The organism is Rhodococcus sp. S3 (assembly GCF_058211795.1).
On sequence record NZ_CM177074.1, the window covers coordinates 4,147,398 to 4,170,261 of the forward strand.

21 protein-coding genes, 1 tRNA gene and 1 riboswitch are annotated in these 22,864 nt (G+C 64.7%); of the genes, 10 read left to right on the forward strand and 12 right to left on the reverse strand.

Going from position 1 to position 22,864, the window contains the following annotated elements:
- Positions 1–36: 36 nt before the first annotated feature.
- A riboswitch (cobalamin riboswitch) is annotated at positions 37–232 on the forward strand.
- Between the two features lie 35 nt (positions 233–267).
- The 4 genes from AC0LPE_RS19245 to AC0LPE_RS19260 are packed head-to-tail and all read left to right on the forward strand — an operon-like array spanning position 268 to position 6,069.
- Entirely contained in the window at positions 268–2,148 is a 1,881-nt protein-coding gene (locus AC0LPE_RS19245; RefSeq protein ID WP_490605008.1) for a VWA domain-containing protein, read from the forward strand.
- Complete coding sequence (gene cobO, locus AC0LPE_RS19250; RefSeq protein WP_490605009.1) at positions 2,148–2,762, forward strand: cob(I)yrinic acid a,c-diamide adenosyltransferase; 615 nt, start codon at positions 2,148–2,150, stop codon at positions 2,760–2,762. The genes AC0LPE_RS19245 and cobO overlap by 1 nt, the downstream gene beginning before the upstream one ends.
- Positions 2,759–5,134 carry a bifunctional hydrogenobyrinic acid a,c-diamide synthase/histidinol phosphate aminotransferase CobBC gene (gene cobBC / locus AC0LPE_RS19255; RefSeq protein ID WP_490605010.1) on the forward strand — a complete coding sequence of 792 codons (2,376 nt, stop codon included), beginning with the start codon at positions 2,759–2,761 and terminating at the stop codon, positions 5,132–5,134. Before cobO ends, cobBC begins: the two co-directional genes overlap by 4 nt.
- Positions 5,116–6,069: a cobalamin biosynthesis protein gene (locus AC0LPE_RS19260; RefSeq protein ID WP_059384581.1), complete on the forward strand. Its 954-nt coding sequence runs from the start codon at positions 5,116–5,118 to the stop codon at positions 6,067–6,069. Before cobBC ends, AC0LPE_RS19260 begins: the two co-directional genes overlap by 19 nt.
- A gap of 195 nt (positions 6,070–6,264) precedes the next feature.
- On the opposite strand, the gene AC0LPE_RS19265 is transcribed toward AC0LPE_RS19260, so the two are convergent.
- Together AC0LPE_RS19265 and AC0LPE_RS19270 are read right to left on the reverse strand one after the other, a co-directional pair.
- Positions 6,265–7,512: an IS256 family transposase gene (locus AC0LPE_RS19265; protein ID WP_059384854.1), complete on the reverse strand. Its 1,248-nt coding sequence runs from the start codon at positions 7,510–7,512 to the stop codon at positions 6,265–6,267.
- 107 nt (positions 7,513–7,619) lie between these two features.
- A complete protein-coding gene (locus tag AC0LPE_RS19270) occupies positions 7,620–8,174 on the reverse strand; it encodes a hypothetical protein (RefSeq protein ID WP_155739904.1) in 555 nt (184 codons plus the stop codon).
- 529 nt (positions 8,175–8,703) lie between these two features.
- Here AC0LPE_RS19270 and AC0LPE_RS19275 point away from each other — a divergent pair.
- The 5 genes from AC0LPE_RS19275 (at position 8,704) to AC0LPE_RS19295 (ending at position 12,470) form a co-directional block, all read left to right on the forward strand.
- Entirely contained in the window at positions 8,704–9,000 is a 297-nt protein-coding gene (locus tag AC0LPE_RS19275; protein ID WP_490605011.1) for a hypothetical protein, read from the forward strand.
- Positions 8,997–10,118 carry a Tox-REase-5 domain-containing protein gene (locus AC0LPE_RS19280; protein WP_231921749.1) on the forward strand — a complete coding sequence of 374 codons (1,122 nt, stop codon included), beginning with the start codon at positions 8,997–8,999 and terminating at the stop codon, positions 10,116–10,118. Before AC0LPE_RS19275 ends, AC0LPE_RS19280 begins: the two co-directional genes overlap by 4 nt.
- A gap of 32 nt (positions 10,119–10,150) precedes the next feature.
- On the forward strand, positions 10,151–10,828 hold the full coding sequence (locus AC0LPE_RS19285; protein ID WP_155418989.1) for a hypothetical protein: 678 nt from the start codon (positions 10,151–10,153) through the stop codon (positions 10,826–10,828).
- A 168-nt stretch (positions 10,829–10,996) separates the two neighbouring features.
- Complete coding sequence (locus tag AC0LPE_RS19290; protein ID WP_490605012.1) at positions 10,997–11,173, forward strand: RsmA family anti-sigma factor; 177 nt, start codon at positions 10,997–10,999, stop codon at positions 11,171–11,173.
- A 1,084-nt stretch (positions 11,174–12,257) separates the two neighbouring features.
- Positions 12,258–12,470: an HNH endonuclease gene (locus tag AC0LPE_RS19295; RefSeq protein ID WP_490605013.1), complete on the forward strand. Its 213-nt coding sequence runs from the start codon at positions 12,258–12,260 to the stop codon at positions 12,468–12,470.
- Between the two features lie 18 nt (positions 12,471–12,488).
- Here the strand turns inward: AC0LPE_RS19295 and AC0LPE_RS19300 are convergent, their stop codons facing one another.
- Positions 12,489–13,742 carry an IS256 family transposase gene (locus AC0LPE_RS19300; protein ID WP_430715646.1) on the reverse strand — a complete coding sequence of 418 codons (1,254 nt, stop codon included), beginning with the start codon at positions 13,740–13,742 and terminating at the stop codon, positions 12,489–12,491.
- Between the two features lie 712 nt (positions 13,743–14,454).
- On the opposite strand from AC0LPE_RS19300, the gene AC0LPE_RS19305 reads away from it, so the two are divergent.
- Positions 14,455–14,523 (forward strand) — tRNA-Gly (locus tag AC0LPE_RS19305).
- Between the two features lie 109 nt (positions 14,524–14,632).
- Here AC0LPE_RS19305 and AC0LPE_RS19310 read toward each other — a convergent pair.
- From AC0LPE_RS19310 to cynS, 9 genes are all read right to left on the reverse strand, one after another.
- Positions 14,633–15,646 (reverse strand): zinc-dependent alcohol dehydrogenase, encoded by a 1,014-nt coding sequence (locus AC0LPE_RS19310; RefSeq protein WP_059384765.1) that lies wholly within the window; start codon positions 15,644–15,646, stop codon positions 14,633–14,635.
- A gap of 245 nt (positions 15,647–15,891) precedes the next feature.
- Positions 15,892–16,878, reverse strand: coding sequence for an IS481 family transposase (locus AC0LPE_RS19315; RefSeq protein ID WP_059384760.1), 987 nt, complete (start codon positions 16,876–16,878; stop codon positions 15,892–15,894).
- 28 nt (positions 16,879–16,906) lie between these two features.
- On the reverse strand, positions 16,907–17,578 hold the full coding sequence (locus AC0LPE_RS19320) for an ABC transporter permease (protein ID WP_197700680.1): 672 nt from the start codon (positions 17,576–17,578) through the stop codon (positions 16,907–16,909).
- Positions 17,579–17,667: 89 nt separating this feature from the next.
- Positions 17,668–18,396 carry an ABC transporter ATP-binding protein gene (locus AC0LPE_RS19325; protein ID WP_059384758.1) on the reverse strand — a complete coding sequence of 243 codons (729 nt, stop codon included), beginning with the start codon at positions 18,394–18,396 and terminating at the stop codon, positions 17,668–17,670.
- Positions 18,393–18,953, reverse strand: a complete 561-nt coding sequence (locus AC0LPE_RS19330) for a TetR/AcrR family transcriptional regulator (protein WP_059384764.1) — start codon at positions 18,951–18,953, stop codon at positions 18,393–18,395. Before AC0LPE_RS19330 ends, AC0LPE_RS19325 begins: the two co-directional genes overlap by 4 nt.
- A gap of 69 nt (positions 18,954–19,022) precedes the next feature.
- Positions 19,023–20,438, reverse strand: coding sequence for a glutamate decarboxylase (gene gad / locus AC0LPE_RS19335; protein WP_059384757.1), 1,416 nt, complete (start codon positions 20,436–20,438; stop codon positions 19,023–19,025).
- Between the two features lie 63 nt (positions 20,439–20,501).
- Positions 20,502–21,722, reverse strand: coding sequence for an amino acid permease (locus AC0LPE_RS19340; RefSeq protein ID WP_064059938.1), 1,221 nt, complete (start codon positions 21,720–21,722; stop codon positions 20,502–20,504).
- Positions 21,719–22,099 (reverse strand): amino acid permease, encoded by a 381-nt coding sequence (locus AC0LPE_RS19345; RefSeq protein ID WP_064059939.1) that lies wholly within the window; start codon positions 22,097–22,099, stop codon positions 21,719–21,721. Before AC0LPE_RS19345 ends, AC0LPE_RS19340 begins: the two co-directional genes overlap by 4 nt.
- A 261-nt stretch (positions 22,100–22,360) precedes the next feature.
- Positions 22,361–22,810: a cyanase gene (cynS, locus tag AC0LPE_RS19350; RefSeq protein ID WP_059384756.1), complete on the reverse strand. Its 450-nt coding sequence runs from the start codon at positions 22,808–22,810 to the stop codon at positions 22,361–22,363.
- Between the last annotated feature and the right edge of the window lie 54 nt (positions 22,811–22,864).

Sequence of the window (22,864 nt, forward strand, 5' to 3'; positions counted from 1 at the left end):
GTGAACCATAACCCAGGCGCGGCGGCTACACTCGGCCGCGGCAAGGCAATCGAAGGTGCCCCTCACGGGGATAATCGGGAAGCCGGTGAGAATCCGGCACAGGCCCGCTGCGGTGACCCGGGAGTCGTCGATCATGCGCATCCGCGCAGCCACTGGACCGTCCGGTCCGGGAAGGCGATCGCACGGCGTCCGACCGGGAAGTCCGAATACCGGCCTTCGAACAGCTTGCCGCGGAGAACATCCCAGCGGGAGCCTGTGGAGGTCGAAATGTACGTGTATCCGTTCGGCGCGGTGGTCGGTTCCGACGACCTCGCGCTGGCCCTGACCCTGTGTGCGGTGTCGCCGACGATCGGCGGTGTGCTGGTGCGTGGCGAGAAGGGCACCGCGAAATCGACGACGGTGCGTGCCCACGCCGCGCTGTTGCCGCCGGTCACCGTCGTGGACGGGTGCCGGTTCTCGTGCGATCCGGACGCGCCCGATCCGTCCTGTCCGGACGGTCCTCATCCGGCCGATACATCCTCGCATGTCCGACCGGTTCGGCTGGTGGAACTACCCGTCGGCGCGGCGGAGGATCGCGTCACCGGAGCGTTGCATCTCGGCAAGGCACTGGCCGACCGCACGGCCGAATACGAACCCGGTCTTCTGGCCCTGGCCCACCGCGGTGTGCTGTACGTCGACGAGGTCAATCTCCTGCACGACCACCTGGTCGACCTGCTGCTCGACGCCGCGGCGATGGGTCGCTCGACCGTCGAACGCGATGGGGTCTCCGTCGAGCACGCCTCCCGATTCGTCCTGGTCGGAACGATGAATCCCGAGGAGGGTGAGCTTCGCCCGCAGTTGCTCGACCGCTTCGGACTCGCCGTGGATGTGGCCGCGCCCCGCGACCCGCACCTGCGCGCCGAGATCGTGCGGCGGCGGATGGCCTTCGACGCCGATCCGGCCGGATTCACCGCGCGGTGGGCGGATCGGGATGCCGAGTGGTCGCGTCGCGTCGTCGCCGCGCGCGAACGCGTCCCGCAGGTCGTACTGAGCGACGACGCGCTGGTCTCGATCGCCGAGGTGTGCGCGGCGTTCGATGTGGACGGCATGCGTGCCGACCTGGTCACCGCCCGCACGGCCATCGCGCACGCGGCCTGGCACGACCGCCTCGAGGTGACACGCGAGGACATCGCGGCAGCGGCCCGACTCGCCCTGCCGCACCGTCGGCGCCGCAACCCCTTCGACGCCCCCAACAGCAGCGACGATCTGCTCGACGAACTTCTCGGTGGAGACGACCCCGATCCCGGCCCCGACGACGATCCCGGTGGTGGCGAGAGCACACCCGACGGCTCGGCGGCGGAGACGTCCTCCGGCTCGGGTGATCGGTCGTCCACCAGCCTGGCGTCGGCGTCGGATCCGTTTCGCGCCAGGGTGTTCTCCGTCGATCGGGTCGGGCGCGGCGCAGCCGGTCGCCGGTCGCGGGCGGTCACCACGATCGGCCGCACCGTGGGCAGTCGCCGCGGCGACTCCGGTCCCGTCCACCTCCCCGCCACGATCCGCGCGACCGCCTTTGCCGATCAGGATCGGCAGGTGCGCCGCAAGATCGTCGAAGGTCGCGAGACCAATCTCGTTCTGCTCTGCGTCGACGCATCCGGGTCGATGGCCGCACGCAACCGGATGGTGCAGGTCAAGACCGCCGTCCTGTCGCTGCTGCTCGACGCGTACCGCCGTCGCGACACCGTCGGCCTCGTGACCTTCCGCGGCGCCGGCGCGACCGTCGCACTCCCGCCGACGAATTCGGTGGACGTGGCCGCCGCACGGCTACGCGAACTCCCCGCCGGTGGGCGGACCCCGCTGGCGGAGGGCCTGATCGAAGCGGCCGAGATCATCCGGCGCCATTCGCTGCGGGATCCGCGACGACGTGCCCTGCTCGTCGTGGTCACGGACGGTCGCGCCACCGCCGGACCGGACGCCGTGCAGCGCTCGCTCGACACCGCGGACGTCATTGCTGCACAGGGAATCTCCTCCGTCGTGGTGGATTCCGAGACGGGACGTTTCCGGATGGGTCTCGCGGCCCGTCTCGCCGAACGCCTCGGCGCCGACTACGTACCCGTCGGCGAGGTCGATGCTGAGGCACTGACCGGAATCGTTCGGGAGAGGGCCGCCTGATGCCGAAGGGACAGCCCACCGTCGTACCCGACGACGGTCTCACGACCCGCCAGCGCCGCAACCGGCCGTTGCTGATGGTCAACACCGGTGACGGAAAAGGAAAGTCCACGGCCGCATTCGGTCTCGCGCTGCGGGGCTGGAACCAGGGCTGGTCGGTCGCCGTCTTCCAGTTCGTCAAGTCCGCCAAGTGGCGGCTCGGCGAGCAGACCGCTTTCGAGATCCTCGCCGACCTGCACGACGAGCGCGGCACCGGTGGGCCGATCGAGTGGCACAAGATGGGTTCCGGCTGGTCGTGGTCGCGCAAGGAGGGCACCGAGGAGGACCACGCCGCCGATGCTCTCGCCGGGTGGCGTGAGATCCGGCGACGCCTCGCCGCGGAGCAGCACGGCCTGTACGTGCTGGACGAGTTCACCTATCCGATCGCGTGGGGATGGGTCGACATCGACGAGGTCGTCGATACGCTGACCTCTCGGCCGGGACGCCAGCACGTCATGATCACGGGGCGGCGGGCGCACCCGAAGCTCGTCGAGGTCGCCGACCTGGTGACGGAGATGACGAAGGTCAAGCATCCGATGGATGCGGGTCAGAAGGGCCAGCGAGGGATCGAGTGGTGAGAGTTCCACGTGTAGTCGTCGCCGCACCGGCATCCGGGCACGGGAAGACCACCGTCGCCACGGGTCTCATGGCGGCGCTGCGCCGCGCCGGGCACGTCGTGTCGGGCCACAAGATCGGTCCCGACTACATCGATCCCGGCTACCACTCGCTCGCCACCGGCCGACCCGGCCGCAACCTCGACCCGCATCTCGTCGGCGAGGACCTCGTCGCTCCCCTCTTCCTGCACGGCGCCGCCGGTGCGGACATCGCCGTGATCGAAGGTGTCATGGGGTTGTACGACGGGATGATCGGCACCGACGGGTACGCGTCCACCGCCCACACCGCGGCCCTGCTGTCCGCACCGGTGATCCTCGTCGTCGACGTCTCGCACGCCTCCCGGTCGATCGCGGCGATCGTGCACGGCATGGCGTCCTACGACCGCGGCACGCGGATCGCGGGCGTGATCCTGAACAAGGCCGGATCGCAGCGGCATTCGGACGAGGTGATCCGCGCACTCGAACCGACCGGCATCCCGGTGATCGGCGTGCTCGGTCGCGACGACGGCATCACCGTTCCGTCGCGCCATCTCGGCCTGGTGCCCGCCGAGGAACGCGACGAGGCGACCGCGCAGGTGGATCGGCTTGCCGCGCAGATCGCCGAACGCATCGACCTCGCCGACATCCTCGGTATCGCCTCGGCAGCACCCGACCTGCCGGCGACGCCGTGGTCACCGGGCACGTCCACCGAGGACGGTCCGGTGATCGCTGTCGCCGGAGGCCGTGCCTTCACCTTCCGCTACACCGAGACCGAGGAACTCCTGCGCGCACACGGATGCCGACCGGTGACCTTCGATCCCCTGCGCGACGAACGACTACCCGCCGGCACCGCAGGTATCTACCTCGGCGGCGGGTTCCCCGAGGTGCACGCCGCCGACCTCGCCGCGAACCTCCCCCTGCGCACGCACCTGCGCGCCGCGATCGCGGCGGGAGTTCCAAGCGTCGCCGAGTGCGCCGGTCTGCTCTATCTGGGGCGCGAGGTCGACGGACACGAGATGGTCGGCGCCCTCGACACGTCGGCACGGATGACCTCGCGCCTGACCCTCGGCTACCGCACCGCGATCGCACCGCAGGACACCCTGCTCGCTCCCGCCGGCACCCGCGTCACCGGTCACGAATTCCACCGCACCGCGATCGACCCCGGCGCCTCTCCCGCGTGGCTGCTCGACGGCCGGCCGGACGGCGTCGCCACCGCGACGGTGCATGCGTCGTACCTGCACACGCACTGGGCCGGACATCCCGATCTCGCACGACGGTTCGCGGACGCCGCGCGGGCGGCGGAACCCGCACCCGAACCCACCTCGGCACCGGCACGTCGTCGAACACACGAACCCGATCTGCATCATCACGGCGACCGCGACGCGACCGAAGGGCTGGTCGACCTCGCCGTCAACGTCTCGCGCCGACCTCGACCGGCTTGGCTCGACGACGCCCTGCGTGCCTCGCTGGACGATCTCGCGCGCTATCCCGACCCGAGCGGTGCACGCGCCGCCCTCGCCGATCGTCACGGCCGCAGCAACGACGAGGTCCTCCCGACGGCCGGGGGTGCCGAGGCGTTCACGTTGCTCGCCCGGGCGCGGGCATGGCGGAAACCGGTGGTGGTGCACCCGCAGTTCACCGAACCCGAGGCCGCACTGCTGGCCGCCGGACATCGTGTCACGCGGGTGGTGTTGCGCCGCGACGACGGGTTCGTCCTCGATCCGGGTGTGATCCCGGAGGACGCCGACCTGGTGATCGTCGGCAACCCGACGAATCCCACCTCGGTCCTGCATCCGGCCGACACGCTCCTGGCACTGACCCGACCGGGACGCGTCGTCGTGGTCGACGAGGCGTTCATGGACGCCGTTCCCGGCGAAGCCGAATCGTTGACGGGACAGTTCGTTCCGGGACTCGTGGTGCTGCGGTCGCTCACCAAGACGTGGGCGATCCCCGGCCTGCGAGCTGGATACGTGGTCGGCGACGCCGCGGTGCTCGCGGATCTCGCCGTGCAGCAACCGCCCTGGTCGGTGTCCACCCCCGCAGCGGCTGCGATGATCGCGTGCGCATCCGACGACGCAGTACGCGAGACCGACGTGATCGCGCACGAGATCGCCGGAGACAGGGAGGTCCTCGTCGACGCCCTCACCGGACTCGGAATCCACGTGGTCTCCCCCGCGACGGCCCCGTTCGTGCTGGCGGAAGTACCCGAAGGAACTCGGGAGAAACTGCGGCAGAAGGGGTTCGCGCTGCGTCGCGGAGACACCTTCCCCGGCCTCGGTGACGACTGGGTGCGGATCGCAGTGCGCGACGCGGCGACCACGACGGTGCTCGTCGAAGCATGGAGGACGATCCTGTGAAGCGCAGCGCACCCGGAAAACAGAGGGCACTCGGACTGGCGCTCGGCTACGCTGCCGACCAACTCGTCGGCGACCCGCAACGGTGGCATCCCGTGAGCGGCTTCGGGAAGCTGGCGCGCGCCGCCGAAGGCCGGCTGTATGGCGACCACCGCGCTGCCGGGGTGGTGTTCACCTCGCTGCTGGTCGGCTCCGCCGGGGCGTTGGGATACGTCGCCGACCGCGCGACCCGCGGTCGTCCGGTGCTGTCGGTCGCGGTCACGGCGCTGGCCACCTGGACCGTGCTCGGTGGCCGCTCCCTCGGATTCGAGGCCCGGACGATCGACGCTCAGCTCCGCGACGGCGACCTCGCCGCGGCGCGGCAACAGGTGACCCACCTGGTGGGCCGCGACCCGTCGCGACTCGACGAGAACGGGATCGCGCGCGCCACGATCGAGTCGGTCGCCGAGAACACCTCCGACGCCGTCGTCGCGCCGCTGTGGTGGGGTGCGCTGCTCGGTCCGGCCGGCCTGCTCGCGTACCGGGCCGCGAACACCCTCGACGCACGCGTCGGCCACCGCACCCCGCGACTCGAACGGTTCGGGTGGGCTTCGGCCCGGTTCGACGACGTGCTCAACCTCGTCCCCGCTCGCCTCACCGCCCTGTTGGCCGTCGCACTCGGTGACGACGGCCGGGGTGCGATCCGGGCGTGGCGTCGGGACGCCCGTAAGCATCCGAGCCCTAATGCCGGTCCGGTCGAGGCGGCGTTCGCCGGCGCTCTCGGTCTCCGGCTCGGCGGCACGAACATGTATCACGGAGTGGTCGAGGATCGCGGCACGCTCGGCGACGGACCCGCGCCGGTCCCGGAGGATATCGGCCGGACCGCGCGACTCGCCTCGAAGGTCGGAACCGGATCCGTGGCGACGGCTGTCGCCGTCTCACTCGCACGTCGTCGATAATCTGCTCGGTATTTCCCCGCCTCGACGGACAATTCCGTTCCGAGGGTGAAATTTCGGGGTGAATCCGTGTTCGTTCTGCCCGAATACGTAACTCCGGTTACTGTTCGTGCGATTCGTAGAGATAGTGCCCCGTGGAGTGGTGGACTTCGGATCGGCTCTGCAGTAGACGTAGTGATCAACGAGTCGTGCTGGATACTATGCTGTTTCGCTCGAGCCGGTCAACGACAACGCCGGTTCGGTAGCGTGCTGTTTGGCGGCGATCACCGCCCGGAGCTCGTCCATGCTCACATCCGAGACATACCGGCGGGTGACCTGCCACTCGTCGTGCTGCTCGATGACCACCGCGGTCGCCAACCGGAGGAATGCCGCCGGGTTCGGAAAAATGTCCACGACGTCGGCTCGACGCTTGATTTCCTTGTTCAACCGCTCAATGGGATTGTTGGACCACACCTTTTGCCAATGAGCCTTGGGGAACGCGGTGAACGCCAGCACATCGTGTTTGGCGGCTTCCATCAACGCCGCGACCTTCGGAAACGACCCGGAGAAGGTGTCGGTGACCTGATCCCACTGCTCCGCGACGGCGTCCGGGTCGGTGTGCGCGAAGATCGTCTTGACCGCCGCCATCACCGGCGGCACATGCTTGGCCGCCACCGCCGCCCGAATGTTGCGCATGAAATGCACCCGGCACCGCTGCCACGAAGAACCCGCGAACTGCTGCATCACAGCAGCTTTGAGGCCACTGTGTGCATCGGAGATCACCAGATGCACCCCCGACAGACCACGGGCCTTGAGGCTGGTGAGGAACTCGCGCCAGAACTCGTAGGATTCGCTGTCCCCGACGGCGGTTCCGAGTACCTCGCGGGTGCCGTCGATCGAGACTCCGGTGGCCACCACCAACGCCTGGGACACCACGTGCGCACCGACCCGGACCTTGCAGAAGGTGGCGTCGAGAAACACGTACGGAAAGCTCGTGTGCGTCAGCGTGCGCTCGCGGAACCGGGCGATCTCGGTGTCCAGACCAGCGCAGATCCGCGACACCTCCGACTTCGAGATCCCGGATCCGACACCCAACGCGCCGACCAGGTCGTCGACGCTGCGGGTCGACACGCCGTGCACGTAGGCTTCCATGACCACTGCGTACAGGGCCTTGTCGATGCGGCGGCGTCGCTCCAGCAAGGAGGGGAAGAACGATCCTGACCGCAGTTCGGGGATCTTGACCTCGACATCGCCGCTGGTGGTGGCCACGGTCTTCGTTCGATGTCCGTTGCGGTGCGTTATCCGGGTGTCGGTGCGTTCGTAGCGGCCGGCGCCGAGCTTGTCGGTGGCCTCGGCTTCGATCAGAGCCTGCAGGCCGGTACGGATCAGTTCGGCGAACACGCTGGCGCTGTCGGCGCCCTCGAGCGCGTGGAGCTGGGTGAGCAGTGCAGAATGATCGTGGGTCATCGCGTAGCTGCTTTCTGTGAGTCACTGTGAGAGGTAACTCGTTGATCACTACGCGATGGCCCACCCTCGGCGAGGGAGCGACACGCCGCGGACCTGGCCGGATGCGCTCAGCCGATTCCCACCACTCCCCGGGACTTACCCGGTGCAATCCGTAGAATTTCGAAGCGCGGTTGCGTTAACACCTCCCCGGATTGATCTTGTTTCGTCCCAATTTTGCTGCCAGCCTCAAGATGACCCCTGCAACTCTCTATGATGTTCAGCACCGGAGTGGTCAAGTGGTCCGTGCCCTGCGTGGTATTCAAGTACCAGACGGGGTTTAACGCATTCTTCATTCCGAAATCCTTGCTGAACACAATCCCAAACGGTTTGAATTGGCGGGACCGTCCCGCAATATCTTGAACCATCGACCAACAGTGCTCCAACGGAGTCTCCGTGAAGCAACAGCATTTCTGGCCTAGGCCCGCAGCCTCGAGAGCGCCAGGGAATTCTTCTGCGAGTTCTTTGGCTAATCCCAGATTGCTACGTGCTTCGATTACGCCACTCGCGAGAATCTGCATCAGAGCATCCCTAGCAGATCCGTTACCTCTGTCCCGGGTAAAGTGCACTAAATATTCACTGAGATCGGACCTTTTGTGCAGCAATTCCGCAATATTTTGTTTCACAGTCGAATAATAGCTGCTTTACAATGCCCGGACCAGATCTTACTGATCTGGCAATGAAGGTAACCGGACCGTCGTCAGGGGTGTAACACGCATCACTACTGCTCTGCACGGGGTCCGTAGGCCCTGTGGCCCTCAGATGGCACCTCGCCCCCATCAGGTCTTCGCTAACTCCTGCCAGCAGCGCATCACCACAACGAAGACGGACAACTTGTTCCCTTGCATTGGAGCGATGGCAGCGGGATGCGCGAAGAAGCCGAGAAATTGATACGACCGTGGAGCAAGCGGAACTGCAGCGGATCCACGCGCAGGTTCAGGAAAACGACATACCCCCGCGACGGATTGATACGCTGATCTCGAACATTCCTTCTTGGAAGTTCACTGAGGCCTACTGTGTCCGGACGGTGGGCTTCTTCTCTTGGCCGGACAACAGCCACGCTCAGCCTCGGTCCAGGTCAGGCTTGCCCTGCCCGTCTCCTACCGAATCCCTCCAGTTGTGCTAGGTTTCCCGCGATGGAGGGGGGCCATTACGGTGCTGTATGCCGACACCGAGCGAATCCATGAGCTTGCAAACACGCTGAATCCCGGCGAGAACACGCGAGAATCCGGAGTTTGCGACCAGGCGATCTCAGGCGCCTCCAGTCTGATTTCATCGTCGGCCACGTCCGCCGTGCTGGCTGTCCTCGGTGGTCTGGCTGACACTGCGCTCAGTGCGTGTCATGACGAGTTCACCGCACTCAGCACCAATACCGAGCACGCGAGCGAGAGCTACCGGACCACTGACGACGAGACCGCCCAACAGCTCTCGGCAATCGAGATACCCGAGTGATCGTGCAGGGATCCCGAGGGCTCCCCAGCAGATCGACGATCGAACATTGGGATGCACTGACTGCTTCTGACACGATCGTCCGCACTCTGGGCTACGAAGCTGAACGACTCGATTCGCACACCCGGTCCGTTGACAGGCAGCGCGCCGCCGTCTCGGGCGAGGACTGGATAGGAACTGCCAACCAGGCAGCAGACGACCGGATCGCCGACGCGTGCGCCCGTAGCCGGAAGCTGTCCACAGGGCTAGTCGAAGTTGCTGGCACCGTCGAGACCGGGCTTTCGGAGCTGCACTACGCCCGCAGAGCGTTGCTTTCGGCGGTCGCGGAGGCAGAGGCCGACGGATGCCGAGTCGCAGACGACTGGACTGTCACGATCATAGGGCCGCCGACCGAGGAGTCCGAGGCCAAGGTCTTCGAATGGGCCGGTTATCTACGCTTCAAGGCTGCGGCTGTCCAGGAGGCCGACTCCCGTGCCGCCCAATCCATTGCAGACGCGGCGGCGGCTCTGACCTTCGGCTCCAACTCTGGAATCCATGGCTTCGTGCCGATCATCGCGCTTGGCGCTGTCGATCTGGCGCTCATGGCAGCCCTCGCCGCCGGTGCGATCTCGGCAGGCGCGATCCTCCTATGGGTCTCTGAACACTTTCCGAGCATCAACCTGCAGCAGGTGCTCGACATCATGCCGTCGACCCTGACCAATGATGGTCCGGGACAGTGGGAGTACCCCAACCGTGGCGGCACCTCCGAACGCGCCGGTGCCTACGAGGAACAAGTCACCGGCAGCCCCGCCGGAGTTGAATATGCGATCCCCAAAGCGGACGGCTCGGGCAACGTCCTGTTCGACGGTTGGGACCCGGACGCCGGAGAGAGCGGCAAGCTCATCGAAGCGAAAGGACCCGGCTACGAATGGATGGTCGGCGACGACGGCCAGTTCAAGCCTAATATGGGCGCAGCCAAATCTCTCCCCGACCAGCTTCGACGGCAATCTGAAGCTGCCGAATCCGCTGGGGCCGAGATCGAGTGGCGTGTCGCCGAAGAGCGAGTAGCTGAAGCCATCGAGGACATGATCGACGAAGCTGGATACGAGAACATTACGGTCAAGTACGTCCCGCCGGAGTAGCAGGCAACCACAGGTAGACAGGGAGGAACACGGTGGTACTGGATTTCATTGGTGGCTGGGGCGGACGGGTCGAGTCGCCTCGCGACGGCGCAGATCGCTTACAGCGCTCGCTACAGGAGATGCCCGACCTGTCCCATCTCTACTCTCCTTGGCTTCTCAACGGTGTCAAAGAAGACGGCACCTTCGTGCATCTCCCGAATGACATCGACGGCATCGAACAGGTAGTAGCCGACTCGATCCTCCGTGGAGACGATGGACTGGCCATGGTCAAGACCGGGTACACACCCGACTTGATCCGGATGTGTGAAGGCAGCTACCGCAAGTACTCAGTACGCGTGGGATTCGACGGGACAGGATTGAAGAACCATGTCCACTTCTCCCTGGACGATCCCGCGGACGATCCTTCCGGTGTAATCGACCCAGCACTCGTTGCCGACCATCTCCATATCCTGGTCCGTGCATGGGAACCCGACTACATCTATGTCGCCCCCAAGAAGCACCGTCGGTCGATCGGCTGCAAACCCGGACAGATCTGCGCCGGCTGGCTCACCTACGTCAAGGACAACGTCCCGCTAGACGAAACAGCACTCCGCGCCCACGCAATCGAGATCACCTCAGGAGACGGCGGTCGCTACATCCAGCTCAACGGAACCCCCACCACCCCCGACCTCGAGCAGGCCACCATTGTCCGACAAGCTTTGGGCTACTGACGGAAACAACCTTCGGACCGCATGCGGCTCCCTGCCGGACGCCCCACGAGCGTCAAATTCAAGTTGCCCGAGGCCTTCAAGCCGGGTGATGCGACGAGGAACGCATCAGGTCATCCGCAGGATGGACAAAGTCCCATGTGCTGTCGTTCGATCCACTAACTTCGGGAAATGACGTTCTCTCGTGAGTTCCTCGCAGACTTTCACGCTGGCGTGCATCCGGACGAACCCCAGCTACTCGCTCGTATCTACGCGGACGAAAACGCTGTCACCTATCTGGAATCCTTGGAGCGCGTGACTGATCCGTTGCGACAGTATGGGCGGTCTCAATTCCCGCAACTGGACTGAACCCAGCGCATGAACTGATCACAAGTTGTCGCCCCGTCTCGATATCCTCAGCGCTGTGAGCAACAGCGGTCAGGGCCATGCCATTTGCGTAGCTGTCGGCTGCACTCTCAAGGTCTCGGTCAAGAAGCACCAGTTGTGCGAGAAGCACTACCAAGCCTTCTGGAAGTACGGAGACCCGAACGGTAGCGGTAAACGCCAGGGTGGCCCATGTTCCGTATCTGACTGCAACCGACCGCGGAGCAGCCGCGAAGGCTACTGCCATATGCACAGACTCCGACTGCTTCGCACGAACTCCCTGGAAAGGCGGACGCCGCTCGACTGCGCGGAGCCAGAGTGCACACGACCCGCGAAGATCAAGGGCGTCTGTCAGCGACATTATGATCTCGCTCGCGGAGCGAAGAGGAACAGCACGCGGATCTGCGCCGTGGACGGATGTAACCAGATCGTGAAGGCGCGAGGTCGGTGTCCACGTCACTACGGGGAGCTTCAGCGATTGGGCATGCTGGCCGCTGCCCCACTGCTGGCTCACGAGCGAACATCTCATGCCCCCCGCGAATGCGCGGAGGCAAACTGCTCGCGACCGACGACCCCTAATGGTCGCTGTGCCATCCACCACGGGCGGGTTAGCTCAGGTCAGAGCATCGAGCGTCGCTGCCGAGGCTGTAACGCGGACCTCACTGGATTGCCGCGCGCCCAACGGTATTGTTCCGATCACTGCAAGCCTCGGTGCTCTGGCCCCAAGTGCGCCCGCATCACGGTGGGTCGAGGCCTCTGTTCGTCTCACTTGAAGCAGCACAACGCAGGAACAACGCTTCGACCGATTGAGACCCGCACCGTGCGGTCCGCCAACGGCCCCCGCAAATGGTGTGGCGATCCTGTTGGGGCGCGCAGTACAAGCAGTTTCTGCACGTTGACCTGCCGCAACCTTGCGCGACGCCACGCAGTGGCTGCCACAACCGGAGAGTGCGCACAGTGTGGCGCGGCCATCGATTACCTTGCACCTGCAAATAACGGAGGAAAGCGACTCACCCCCGTCTCGAAGCGCCTTTGCGACGACTGCCGTCACCGGAGTGCATCGCTCTACATGTCCGCTGAAGACCTGCGAAAACGAGACGGAGGCAACTGCGCGCTGTGCGGACTCCCTGTTCCGACGGATGCGATCAAGCCCCATCCACTGGCACCCGAAGTCGACCATATCCTGCCGATCTCGCGGGGCGGTACACACGAACCCGACAACCTCGCCCTGGTCCATAAGACCTGCAGTGGTCAAGCCCCGATAGGTGGTGTAGGACGGTGATCCTTTCTCCTGTCCTGACTATGCAGCAGGAATCGCGGCGGCAGGCTCTGTAACCACCTCCCCGCAGGACTCCGGCTCCGCACCAACGGCACGACAACGAGCCAGCACCTCGAGCCCGAGATACCGCCGACCCTCCGCCCATTCATCGGTCTGCTCAGCCAGAACAGCACCGACCAGCCTGACGACCGCGTCGCGGTTCGGGAAGATCCCCACCGCATCGGTCCGACGCCGGATTTCTCGATTGAGCCGCTCGGCCGGATTGTTCGACCACACCTGAGTCCACACATCCTTCGGAAAAGCACTGAACGACAACAGATCCGGGCGAGCATTACCCAGGTGCTCAGCCACCGCCGGGAGCCGGTCCTCGGTGTACTCGACGAGACGATCGAACTGAGCATCGACCGCATCGGCCGTCGGCTGGTCGTAGACCGAATGCAACATCGCCTTGACCGCCGGCCACATGCTCTTCGGACACGCACTCATCAGGTTCGCCGCGTAGTGGGTCCGGCACCGCTGCCACGCAGCACCGGGCAGGTTCGCCGCGATCGCATCGACCAGACCACGGTGCGCATCGGAGGTGACCAACCGGACCCCGCTCAGACCTCGAGCGACCAGGTCAGCGAAGAAGGTGTTCCATGCAGGCCCGGTCTCGCTGGTGGCCACATGCAAGCCCAGCACTTCGCGGTGCCCATCGGCGTTGACTCCGGTGGCGACCATCGCGACTGCGTTCACGACCTGCTTGTTCTCGCGGACTTTCATCGTCAATGCGTCGGCGGCGACGAACGTGAACGGGCCCGCGTGATCGAGGCGGCGTTGCCGGAACGCGGCGACCTGCTCGTCGAGGTCCTCGGCCATGCGTGAGACCTGGGATTTCGACAGTGCGTTGATGCCGAGGGTTTTGACCAGCTTGTCCATCCGGCGGGTGGAGACCCCGGCCAGGTAGCAGTCGGCGACCACGGTGATCAATGCCGCCTCGGCGCGTTTACGGCGTTCGAGGAGCCATTCGGGGAAATACGTTCCGGATCGGAGTTTGGGGACCGCGACGTCGATGGTGCCGACGCGGGTGTCGAGGGGACGGTGCCGGTATCCGTTGCGCTGATTGACTCGTTCGGTGGACTGTCGGCCCCATTCGGCGCCGCAGACCGCGTCGGCCTCGGCGGACAGCAGGGCGTTGATCATGGTTTGCAGCAGTTCGCGCATCAGATCGGGCGACGCGTCGGTCAGGGCTTGGTGCAATACGCCTGCAGGGTCGACAATGTGGGGTGCGGTCATCGTGATGACTCCGTTCGAGGATTCTGTGGAAGGTTGACTCGAAGGATCACGCGGTGACCGTTTCACGTCCAGCAGCGACACGCTGCCGGTTGTGTTGCTGGTCACCGGGTTACACCACTCTATGGGGCACTACTCCTGCAGTATCACGAAGAGCAACAAGCCCGCTCGATGGATGCGCGACCCCTCCGCAGTAGCACCATTGCTCGCCGAGTGGGAGGCCCACGGCACTGCGATGACGCGAACCAAATGCTCAGTTGACAACTGCGACCGCCGTGCCGAGTCCCATGGAATGTGCCAGAAACATCGTCGGCGATTCGTGACACATGGTTCGACGGAGTTGCCAACGAAGCCACTCGTCTGCTCAGTAGGTGGGTGCACGAAACTGGTACGAGCGCGCGGACTGTGTCGATCTCACTACGCACGCCACCTCCGCATCGGCACCGTCTGCGCTGAGCCTGGGTGCGAAAGGGAGGCTAATACACGGGGACTCTGCAAACCGCATTACAACCGATGGCTAGGGAATCGCCCCGTCCAGGCATGACGGCTAGCCAAGACCGCTCAGCCGGATAAGTTATCGGTCACGTAGCGTCAAAGATAACTTATTCAGCGAATGACAACTCGACTAGGCCCGGCACAGAGGTACGAGTTGAGGTACGTGCGGAAGCCCGTCATGGCCGTTCTTATCATGCCTTAGTCGGTCTTGTTCTTACCCAGCTGACCTGGGCCGATGCCATTCGTTCAGCTTCCCAAGCTGAATACGCGGGTTCGATTCCCGTCATCGGCTCAGACGAAAAGCCCCGGCCGGATTATCTTCCGGTCCGGGGCTTTCGCGATTCTCGGTACTGCGGTTCCGGGTGCCGATGTCGTCCTCGGAACGCGCGAGAGATGTATCAGAATTCGAACACCACTCGAGCGGGAACAGATCCGCTGAGCACATCGCTGATCGACTGGTTCACCGATTCCAACGGTCGGGTTTCGGAGATGACCTGGGTGCGTCCCGCTGCGTGCAGGGCGAAGACGTCGGCCAGGTCGTTGCGCGTCCCCACGATCGATCCGATCACGGACTTGCCGCCGAGCACCGTGTCGAAGATCGGCACCGGCAACGACGCATCACCGGCCGGCAGCGCTACACAGACGAGTCGCCCGCCGCGACGCAGCGAGGCGTAAGCCTGCTGGAAGGACGCAGCCGAGGCCACGAGCGCGAGAGCCACATCCGCTCCCCCGAGGCGGGCGATCGCCTCCACCGGGTCCTCCTTCTTGGCGTTGACAACATGGTCTGCGCCGAGACGCCGCGCCATTTCGAGCTTCTCGTCTTCGACGTCGACAGCGACCACGAAGCCGCCTGCGATCCGCGCATACTGCACTGCGAGGTGTCCGAGTCCGCCGATACCGAAGACGGCGACGGTCTGCGCGGGACGCACCTTCGCCACCAGTACCGCCTTGTAGGTCGTCACGCCGGCGCACGTCAGTGGCCCCGCGTCCACGGACGAAACACCGTCGGGGACAGGGGTTGCGAAAGCAGAGGGGAGCACCGCGTACTCACCGAAGCTGCCGTTGACGGAGTAACCGGAATTGCGCTGGTTCTCGCACAGAGTCTCCCAGCCGGAGATGCAATACCGGCACGCACCACACGCATATCCCAGCCAGGCGATGGCGACCCGCTCACCCACCGGTCGGTCGGTGACGTCCGATCCGATCGCCTCGACACGTCCGATGCCCTCGTGCCCGGGTATGAACGGCGGAGACGGCTTGACCGGCCAATCACCGTGTGCCGCGTGGATATCGGTGTGGCAGAGCCCGGTCACTTCCATCTTCACCAGTACGTCGGTCGGTCCGGGCTCGGGAACAGGCAGATCTTGGATCTCGAGGGGTGCTGTGAAGTCGGTGACGACTGCTGCTTTCATCGCGAATCTCCTGTGGTGGGCGGGCCCGCACATCCACGAGCCGTACGACCCCGAGAGCCCCGTGCCCCCGAACCCGAAGACCGTCCATCCTTCTCCCGGCGTCGTGTCCCCATCCTCGACCACGAGGTGCCGGGATATCAGGGTTCTCGGTCACGAATCGGTATGCAGTTGGTACCTGCTTCCTTCGCGAGGATGTGCCGCTCCACGCCAACTGTGCATCGCTTCCGCAGCGACGAACCGGCCGACTAGTTGTACTGACCGGGGACGTTGGTCAATCGTGAGAAGGGCGGCTGGTTCCCGCAGGCCGTGTGGGGCCGGTGGTGGTTGTAGTAGTGCAGCCAGCCCTCCAGCTCGCCCCGGCGTTCCGTTTCGGAGGTGTAGCAGCGGGCGTAGGCCCAGCCGTCGGCCAGGGTGCGGTGGAACCGCTCGATCTTGCCGTTGGTCTGCGGCCGATACGGCCGCGTGCGCTTGTGCCTGACTCCGAGCTCTGCGCAGGTGTCTCGCCATAGGTGTGAGCGGTAGGCGCCGCCGTTGTCGGACAGGACGCGTTCGACGGTGACGCCGCGGGCGTTGAACCACTCGACGGCCCTCACCAGCACTGCGGTGGCGGTGATCGCGGTTTCGTTGTCGTGGATCTCGGCGTAGGCGACACGGGAGTGGTCGTCGATGACGGTGTGGACGTAGGCCTTGCCCATCAACGGGTCATAGTGCTTATTCCTGGGCTTGTCGGGGGTGGCTGCTCGGTTCTTCTCGCCTTGTCGTCGGCCGACGTAGCGCCAGCCTCCGCCGTCGGGGATATTGCCGAGCTTCTTCACATCGACGTGGAGCATCGCGCCAGGATGGTCGTGTTCGTAGCGACGGACGGGTTCGCCGGTAGCGCGGTCGACGTGGGAGAGCCGGTTGAGATGGGCATCCGTGAGGATGCGGTGGACCGTCGACGGCGCGATCCCGAGCCGATACGAGAGCTGCACCGGTCCTTCGCGGAGACGTAGCCGGAGCTGGATGCAGCGGCGGGTGACCCGCGCGCTGGTTTTGCTGGGCGAGTGGTGCGGGCGCGAGGAGCGGTCCTGCATGAGCTCGCCGGCGCGGTAGCGGTCGGCCCAGCGCTTCACCGTCGGCCACGACACCTGGAATCGTGCAGCGACCTCACTGACAGGCCAGCCCTCGCCGACGACGAGACGAGCGACGATCAGGCGATGACGCGGCGTCAGGGCCGCATTGGGGTGAGACATTGCGTTCTCCGGAAAGTGCAGTTGAGGGCTAACTGCGGCCGATCTGGATGCGTTTCCATGCCGACGACGTTGCGCACCCGCCGAGCAGACCGACCGCCAGGGGGATGACAAGTGCAACTGCCGGCACAGTCGGATCGCCAGAGGCCCACAGGGTCGGGATCGCCCACGGCACGTAGCGGCCGAGACCGAAGCCGGAGGTCAGGTTGGTGGCCACGAGAACGGCCAGGGTCGCGCCGATCCCGGCCAGGTATCCGCGCCAGTGGGTGGCCACCCAAGCGATGGGAAGCACGCTGCACACCAGGCAGAATCCGCTGATCGTCAGTGTCAACCCGGCATGGAGTGCCCCTGCCGGATCAAGCCCGAGACCGATCCCTGCCATGATCGATGCGACGCTTTGAACCAGAGTGAGGGCCAGGCCCCAGCCGAGGCAGGCGACAAGCTTTGCGCGTGCCACCGCTGCGCGGGACGTGCCGATCGCGAAGAGACCGACGATGGTGCCGTCAGTGAACTCGCGGCCGACTGCCCACGCCGCGACGATTCCGGCTGCCAGCAGCAGGGTGACTCCAAGGCTCAGGGCGGCCAGGCTGACATATCCGCTCCACCCCTGCCCGCTGATCATGGCGGCTGCCTTGCGGCCCATGTCTGTCCCTGGGGCGTGGACGGCTGCTGCGTAGCCACCGGCCGAGGTGGCTGTGGCCATGATGAGAACGGCACAGGCCGCGGTTCTGGCCACGGGGGATGCGTAGAGTTTTCGGGATTCGATGCGCAGGACTGGGGCGTGTGGGGTCATCAGATCTCCTGCAACTGTTGGTCGGCGGCCAGTACGGTGTCGAAGAAGACCTTCTCGAGGTCACGTTCGTCGGGGGTGATGGTGGCGATGACCTGTCCGTGGTGAAGGACGTCGACCGCATCGGAGACACGGGCGAGTTCGTCGAAGTGGTGGCTGGTGATCAGGATCGAGCTGCCCTGGCCTGCCAGGCGACGCAGTTCGTCACGAAACGCCACGACCGCCAGAGGGTCGAGGCCGTTGGTGGGCTCGTCGAGGACGGCCACGCTGGGCTCATGGGCGAGCGCGCTGATCAGGCCCACCTTCTGACGCGTGCCTAGGGAAAGCCGCCGAACGGGCTGGTCAAGATGGGCTTCCATGCCGAGCGCCCGCGAAAGCTGCGCGACGCGTGGCGCGCACCCTGATGGGTCCATGCCGTGAAGCATGATCGCGTTGTCGATGTTGGCGCGCGCTGTCAGCTCGGGATAGGCGGCCGGCGTCTCGACCATGTGACCGACCCGACACCAGGCCTCTGCGGGGCTGGGCCAGATGTCCTGGCCGTGGAGCAGGACATGGCCCGCATCGGGTCGCAGCATGCCCAGCGCCACCCGCAGTGCGGTCGTCTTGCCCGCACCGTTGAGGCCGACGAGCGCACGAATCTGTCCGTGGGACAGCTCAAGGTCCAGTCCACGCAACACCTCGCATCCGCCCAGCCGGACCTGGATCCCCGACAAGGTCAGCGCGGCGGTCATCGGGCCGAGCCCAACAAGCTCTGCAGCCCGCCGGCAAGGGCCATCGCAACATGGCTGGGCTCGGGCTCGGCCGCCCAGCCCAGCAGGATCGCCGTGGCGGCCCCCATCACGGCCCCTGCAGCAGCTCGCGCCTGGTCGGCGGATGCGCCGGAGCTGACCAGGGCCTCGCGAATCGCCTGCTCCGTTGCCGCGCTGGAAGCCCAGACAGCCCCACGCAAAGAGGGCGTGGCCGCGACGAGCTGGATGCGGTCCCGGAACTGGGGAGACGACAACTCGCGCGCCGCTTCGGGCTCGCTCAGCGCGGCCAGGAAGCCGCCCACCACTCGCTCGAGCGGGTGTGCTGACGCTGGCTGGGCGGCGACGGCCAGTGCGATCGCCGGATCGAACATGTCCTCCACCAGGACGGACTCCTTGCTGGAGAAGTGCCGGAAGAAGGTCATCCGTGACACTCCAGCCGCTTCAGCGATCTGGGCCACCGACACGGTGTCGTAGCCAAACTCGCGGAACAGGCGCAGGGCGATGTCATGCAAACGTCGGCGATCAATCGGAACAGTCATGCCCCAATGATACCCAGTCACAGTTACCGAGTAACAGAATCAGTCGATCAACGTGTCCGGTCAGTACAACTAGTGGTGGAACAGCACCGGCTGACCTTCACGCGGAATAGGCGTCTCCAGCCGATCGAGGAAGTCGACCTCCGTCTTGATTTCGGCCAGAAGCGCGGTGGCGAGGTCGTGGCTCAAACCGTTGCGCACGACGATCCGCTGCACCGTGACGTCGGCCAGGTCGTCGGGCATGGGATACGCGGGTACGAGCCATCCCTTCATCCGCAACCTGTCCGACAGGTCGTAGAGGGTCCACTTGTCGGTGTAGCCCTTTTTGAGCATCCACGCGAACACCGGAATGTCGGAGCCGTCGTTCCACAGTTCGAATGCCGGAAGCTTGGCTATCTCCTGCGCAAGGTACTGCGCGACTGCCAGCGACTCCTGTTGGACTCGTTTGTAACCGTTGGACCCCAAGCGCAGGAACATGTAGTACTGCAACAGCACCTGCGCGCCCGGCCGTGAGAAGTTCAGCGCAAAGGTTGGCATGCTGCCGCCGAGGTAACTGACGTAGAAGACCAGTTCGTCCGGTAGCGCCTGCTTGTCACGCCATACCACCCAGCCCACGCCGGGATAGACGAGACCGTACTTGTGACCCGACGTGCTGATCGACGCCACCCGGTCGAGCCGGAAATCCCACACCAGGTCCGGCTGACAGAACGGCGCGATCATCGCTCCGGACGCGCCGTCGACGTGAATCGGGACGTCGACGCCGGTGTCGGCGGCGATGCGGTCCAGTGCCTCACTGATCTCGGCAACAGGTTCGTACGCTCCGGTATACGTCACGCCCATGATGGCGACGACGCCGATGGTGTTCTCGTCCACATACTTGTCGAGTTCGTGCCCGTCGAGGGTTCTGTGCTCCAAGGTGATGGGTACATACCGTGCTTCGACTTCGAAATAGTTGCAGAACTTCTCCCAGCACACCTGAACAGCGCTCGAAAGCACGAGGTTCGGCGCCTCGGTGGACTTTCCTTCGGAGCGCCGGCGCTTCTGCCACCTTCGTTTGAGTGCCAATCCGCCGAGCATGCACGCCTCGGAGGAACCGATCGTGGACGTTCCGATGGCGTTGTCGGGATCGTTGGCGTTCCACAAATCGGCAAGTATTGTCCAGCAACGCGTTTCGATAGCCGCCGTCTGCGGATACTCGTCCTTGTCGATCATGTTCTTGTCGGCGGACTCGGTATAGAGACGAACGGCAAAGTCGTCCATCCACGTGCCGACGAATGTGGCCAGATTCAGCCGCGCGTTGCCGTCCAGCATCGCCTCGTCGTGCACAATCTGGTAGGCGGTCTCGGGGTACGACTCCGACTGCGGCATCCGGTTTTTCGGGAGGTCGGTGGCCTCCCCCGGTCGCTCGAAGACCGGATTGAGCGAAAGCGAGTCGCTGGTGCCGACACCACGTCCACGGAACTCGGTGGGATCGATCGGTTCAGACATTGTTCTCCCTCGGAAAGCGAATCGGACCATAGTCGTGTGTAGACGGCGGATTCGACGTATGCGTCATGATCTGCTCGCATTGCCGGTCCCCGAGCCGGTGGGGCGAGGACCGTCCGGGCCCTCCTTGGTGTAGTCCGTCTGATCAGCCACATCTTCACCTGCGGTGAGCATTACGTGCTCGCCGCGTGCAATCGGCGGGACGAACTTGTTCACCTCGCCGTACCGTTGCCGAATCGGTTCGACAAGGCGCGGGTGGGACCTCTTGTCGTGGAGCGCGTAGATGATGAACGGAATGAGGACCGCGACGATGAATGCGCAGACCAAGATTCCCGTGTATTCCGTATCGTATCTCTTCGCCAAGGTCGAGGGCGTCACAAAGCTGATCGCCAGCGCAAATCCCGACACGATGAACCCGACCACTGCGACGAACAGTTTGACCACAGTTCCGCCCGGAATCTCGTACGCGCGTTCCAGATTCTTCTTCCTCAACACCAGGACCATGTACGCGATGAAGAACAGGAGATAGCCGACGAGATAGATCACCGTGGTCAGGGCGATGGCGGTGAAGAAGCTGACGTTGCCTGCACCGCCGCCGAAGGTGAGCAGAGCGGCCCAACCCGTGACGATCACACCCTGCACGACGATGAAATTGACCGGGACGTCTGCACGGTTCACTTTGCGCATGGACCTGGGCAGGATCCCTTTCTGGGCAGTCACATACATACCCCGGGCCGGGCCGACGACCCAGGCGCTCACTTCGGCCATGACGCCGACCGCGAGCATCACCGCAAGCACCTTCGCCAGCCAGACAAGACTATGACTGAAGTGCTCGAGTAGCCCGGCGAACGTCTGGACCACGCCGGCGCTGAGCGAGAGTTCACTCTCCGGGACGACTGCCGCCACCGACAGGCCGCCCACGGTGTTGAGGACTACTGCCGCGATCACGAGCATCAGCATGGCCAACGGGTAATCCCGTTTGGGATTCACCATTTCGTTGGCATGACTGGCGCTGGCCTCGACACCCATGTACGCCAGGATGAACGACACGAACACGACCAACGTGGAGAGTTCACTGAAGTCGGGCACCAGCGCGGCGGCACTGATCTCGACATCCGACTGTCCACCGGTGGCGAGATACGCGATCGCCAAGACGATGAGGACTATTCCGGGGATGATCACGCCGCCCACAAAACCTGTTTTCGCAATACGGGCGGTGTATTTGGTGCCACCGAGTTGGCTGAACGTGAGTAGCCAGAAGATCACCAGCACCCCGGCGAACTTCATCCACGGAACCTCGTCGAGTTGTCCCAGTTGAAGACGTAGCCCAGGGCACCGAGGATGAAATAGATCATCGTGACGAATCCGACGGTTATCTGCAGCCATTGGAAGAAGATGGCCGCGAAGCCGAATCGTTCGCCCAGAGTCGACCCGACCCATTTGAAGATGCCGCCCTCTTCCCATCCCTTGACCGTTGCCATTTCGGCAGCACACAGAGCCACCGGGATGAACCAGCAGAAGCCGCCGAGAACGAGGAAAAAGACCAGGCTCAGACCGGAAGTCGCGAACGTCGGATACTCGTAGACGGTCATGACCATCGAAGCAGTGATCGCAAAGAACCCGAAGAGGGTCAGTGTCTTCGGCGGAGCCTTCGGAGCAACCATACCCGTTCCTTATTCACTAGGTATCGGTCAACAACACTGTCGCCCGGCGCTTTACTGCGGCACGCAAAGCGTATCGCAGTCCGAAAGCAAGAATCATGAAAGCGACGATCTTGAGATGCCGAACCGGACCGAACTGACAATAGTTGAAGCACCTTCGCATTCCACGCAATATGCGCGCGTCGTCAAAGAACTCTCTCGACGCACCTGTCGCGGCCCACCCGCCAGGAACCGACCCACGGGCAGGCAGGCCACGGCTCGCAGCTACCAGCGGTAGTCCAGGAACTTTCCGTCGAAGGTGACGACCACGCGGTCACCGTCCGGATCGGGCCGCCGCGTGATGTCGACGGTGAAATTGATCGCGCTCATGATTCCGTCACCGAACTCTTCGTGGATGAGCGCTTTGAGCGCCGGTCCGTACACCGAGAGCGCCTCCGAGAAACGGTAGATCGTCGGGTCGCGCATGACCTCGGGTGAGGAACCGCGGTGAGGTTGCAGTGCAAGGCTTTCAGCGATTTCCTCACCCAATCCGAGCCGCTCACATACGCGGCTCGCCTGCTCTGCGCTGAGGGGGTGCTGGCCCAGCAGTGCTGCAGTCGTCCACACCAGCGGCGCGCCGAGGTGCTCGGCGAGGTCCGCCCACGTGAGTCCCTGGCGGATTCTCGCCGCGTCCACAATTGCCGCAGCGTCGGCCTTCGGAAGAATCGGGTTCATGGGTACTGCCTTTCGATGTGGTTGCCGGGTGGACGTGGTTCGGCTGTTGTCGGG

What these genes read in the sequence shown, in the direction of transcription:
- AC0LPE_RS19310 (WP_059384765.1), bottom strand. Translation starts at nt 15,646, where the DNA reads ATGAAAGCAGCAGTCGTCACCGACTTCACAGCACCCCTCGAGATCCAA.
- cynS (WP_059384756.1), bottom strand. Translation starts at nt 22,810, where the DNA reads ATGAACCCGATTCTTCCGAAGGCCGACGCTGCGGCAATTGTGGACGCG.
- AC0LPE_RS19315 (WP_059384760.1), bottom strand. Translation starts at nt 16,878, where the DNA reads ATGTCTCACCCCAATGCGGCCCTGACGCCGCGTCATCGCCTGATCGTC.
- AC0LPE_RS19325 (WP_059384758.1), bottom strand. Translation starts at nt 18,396, where the DNA reads ATGACCGCCGCGCTGACCTTGTCGGGGATCCAGGTCCGGCTGGGCGGA.
- gad (WP_059384757.1), bottom strand. Translation starts at nt 20,438, where the DNA reads ATGTCTGAACCGATCGATCCCACCGAGTTCCGTGGACGTGGTGTCGGC.
- AC0LPE_RS19345 (WP_064059939.1), bottom strand. Translation starts at nt 22,099, where the DNA reads ATGGTTGCTCCGAAGGCTCCGCCGAAGACACTGACCCTCTTCGGGTTC.
- AC0LPE_RS19295 (WP_490605013.1), top strand. Translation starts at nt 12,258, where the DNA reads ATGTCCGCTGAAGACCTGCGAAAACGAGACGGAGGCAACTGCGCGCTG.
- AC0LPE_RS19330 (WP_059384764.1), bottom strand. Translation starts at nt 18,953, where the DNA reads ATGACTGTTCCGATTGATCGCCGACGTTTGCATGACATCGCCCTGCGC.
- AC0LPE_RS19300 (WP_430715646.1), bottom strand. Translation starts at nt 13,742, where the DNA reads ATGACCGCACCCCACATTGTCGACCCTGCAGGCGTATTGCACCAAGCC.
- cobO (WP_490605009.1), top strand. Translation starts at nt 2,148, where the DNA reads ATGCCGAAGGGACAGCCCACCGTCGTACCCGACGACGGTCTCACGACC.
- AC0LPE_RS19290 (WP_490605012.1), top strand. Translation starts at nt 10,997, where the DNA reads ATGACGTTCTCTCGTGAGTTCCTCGCAGACTTTCACGCTGGCGTGCAT.
- AC0LPE_RS19320 (WP_197700680.1), bottom strand. Translation starts at nt 17,578, where the DNA reads ATGGCCACAGCCACCTCGGCCGGTGGCTACGCAGCAGCCGTCCACGCC.
- AC0LPE_RS19265 (WP_059384854.1), bottom strand. Translation starts at nt 7,512, where the DNA reads ATGACCCACGATCATTCTGCACTGCTCACCCAGCTCCACGCGCTCGAG.
- AC0LPE_RS19260 (WP_059384581.1), top strand. Translation starts at nt 5,116, where the DNA reads ATGGAGGACGATCCTGTGAAGCGCAGCGCACCCGGAAAACAGAGGGCA.
- AC0LPE_RS19245 (WP_490605008.1), top strand. Translation starts at nt 268, where the DNA reads ATGTACGTGTATCCGTTCGGCGCGGTGGTCGGTTCCGACGACCTCGCG.
- AC0LPE_RS19340 (WP_064059938.1), bottom strand. Translation starts at nt 21,722, where the DNA reads ATGAAGTTCGCCGGGGTGCTGGTGATCTTCTGGCTACTCACGTTCAGC.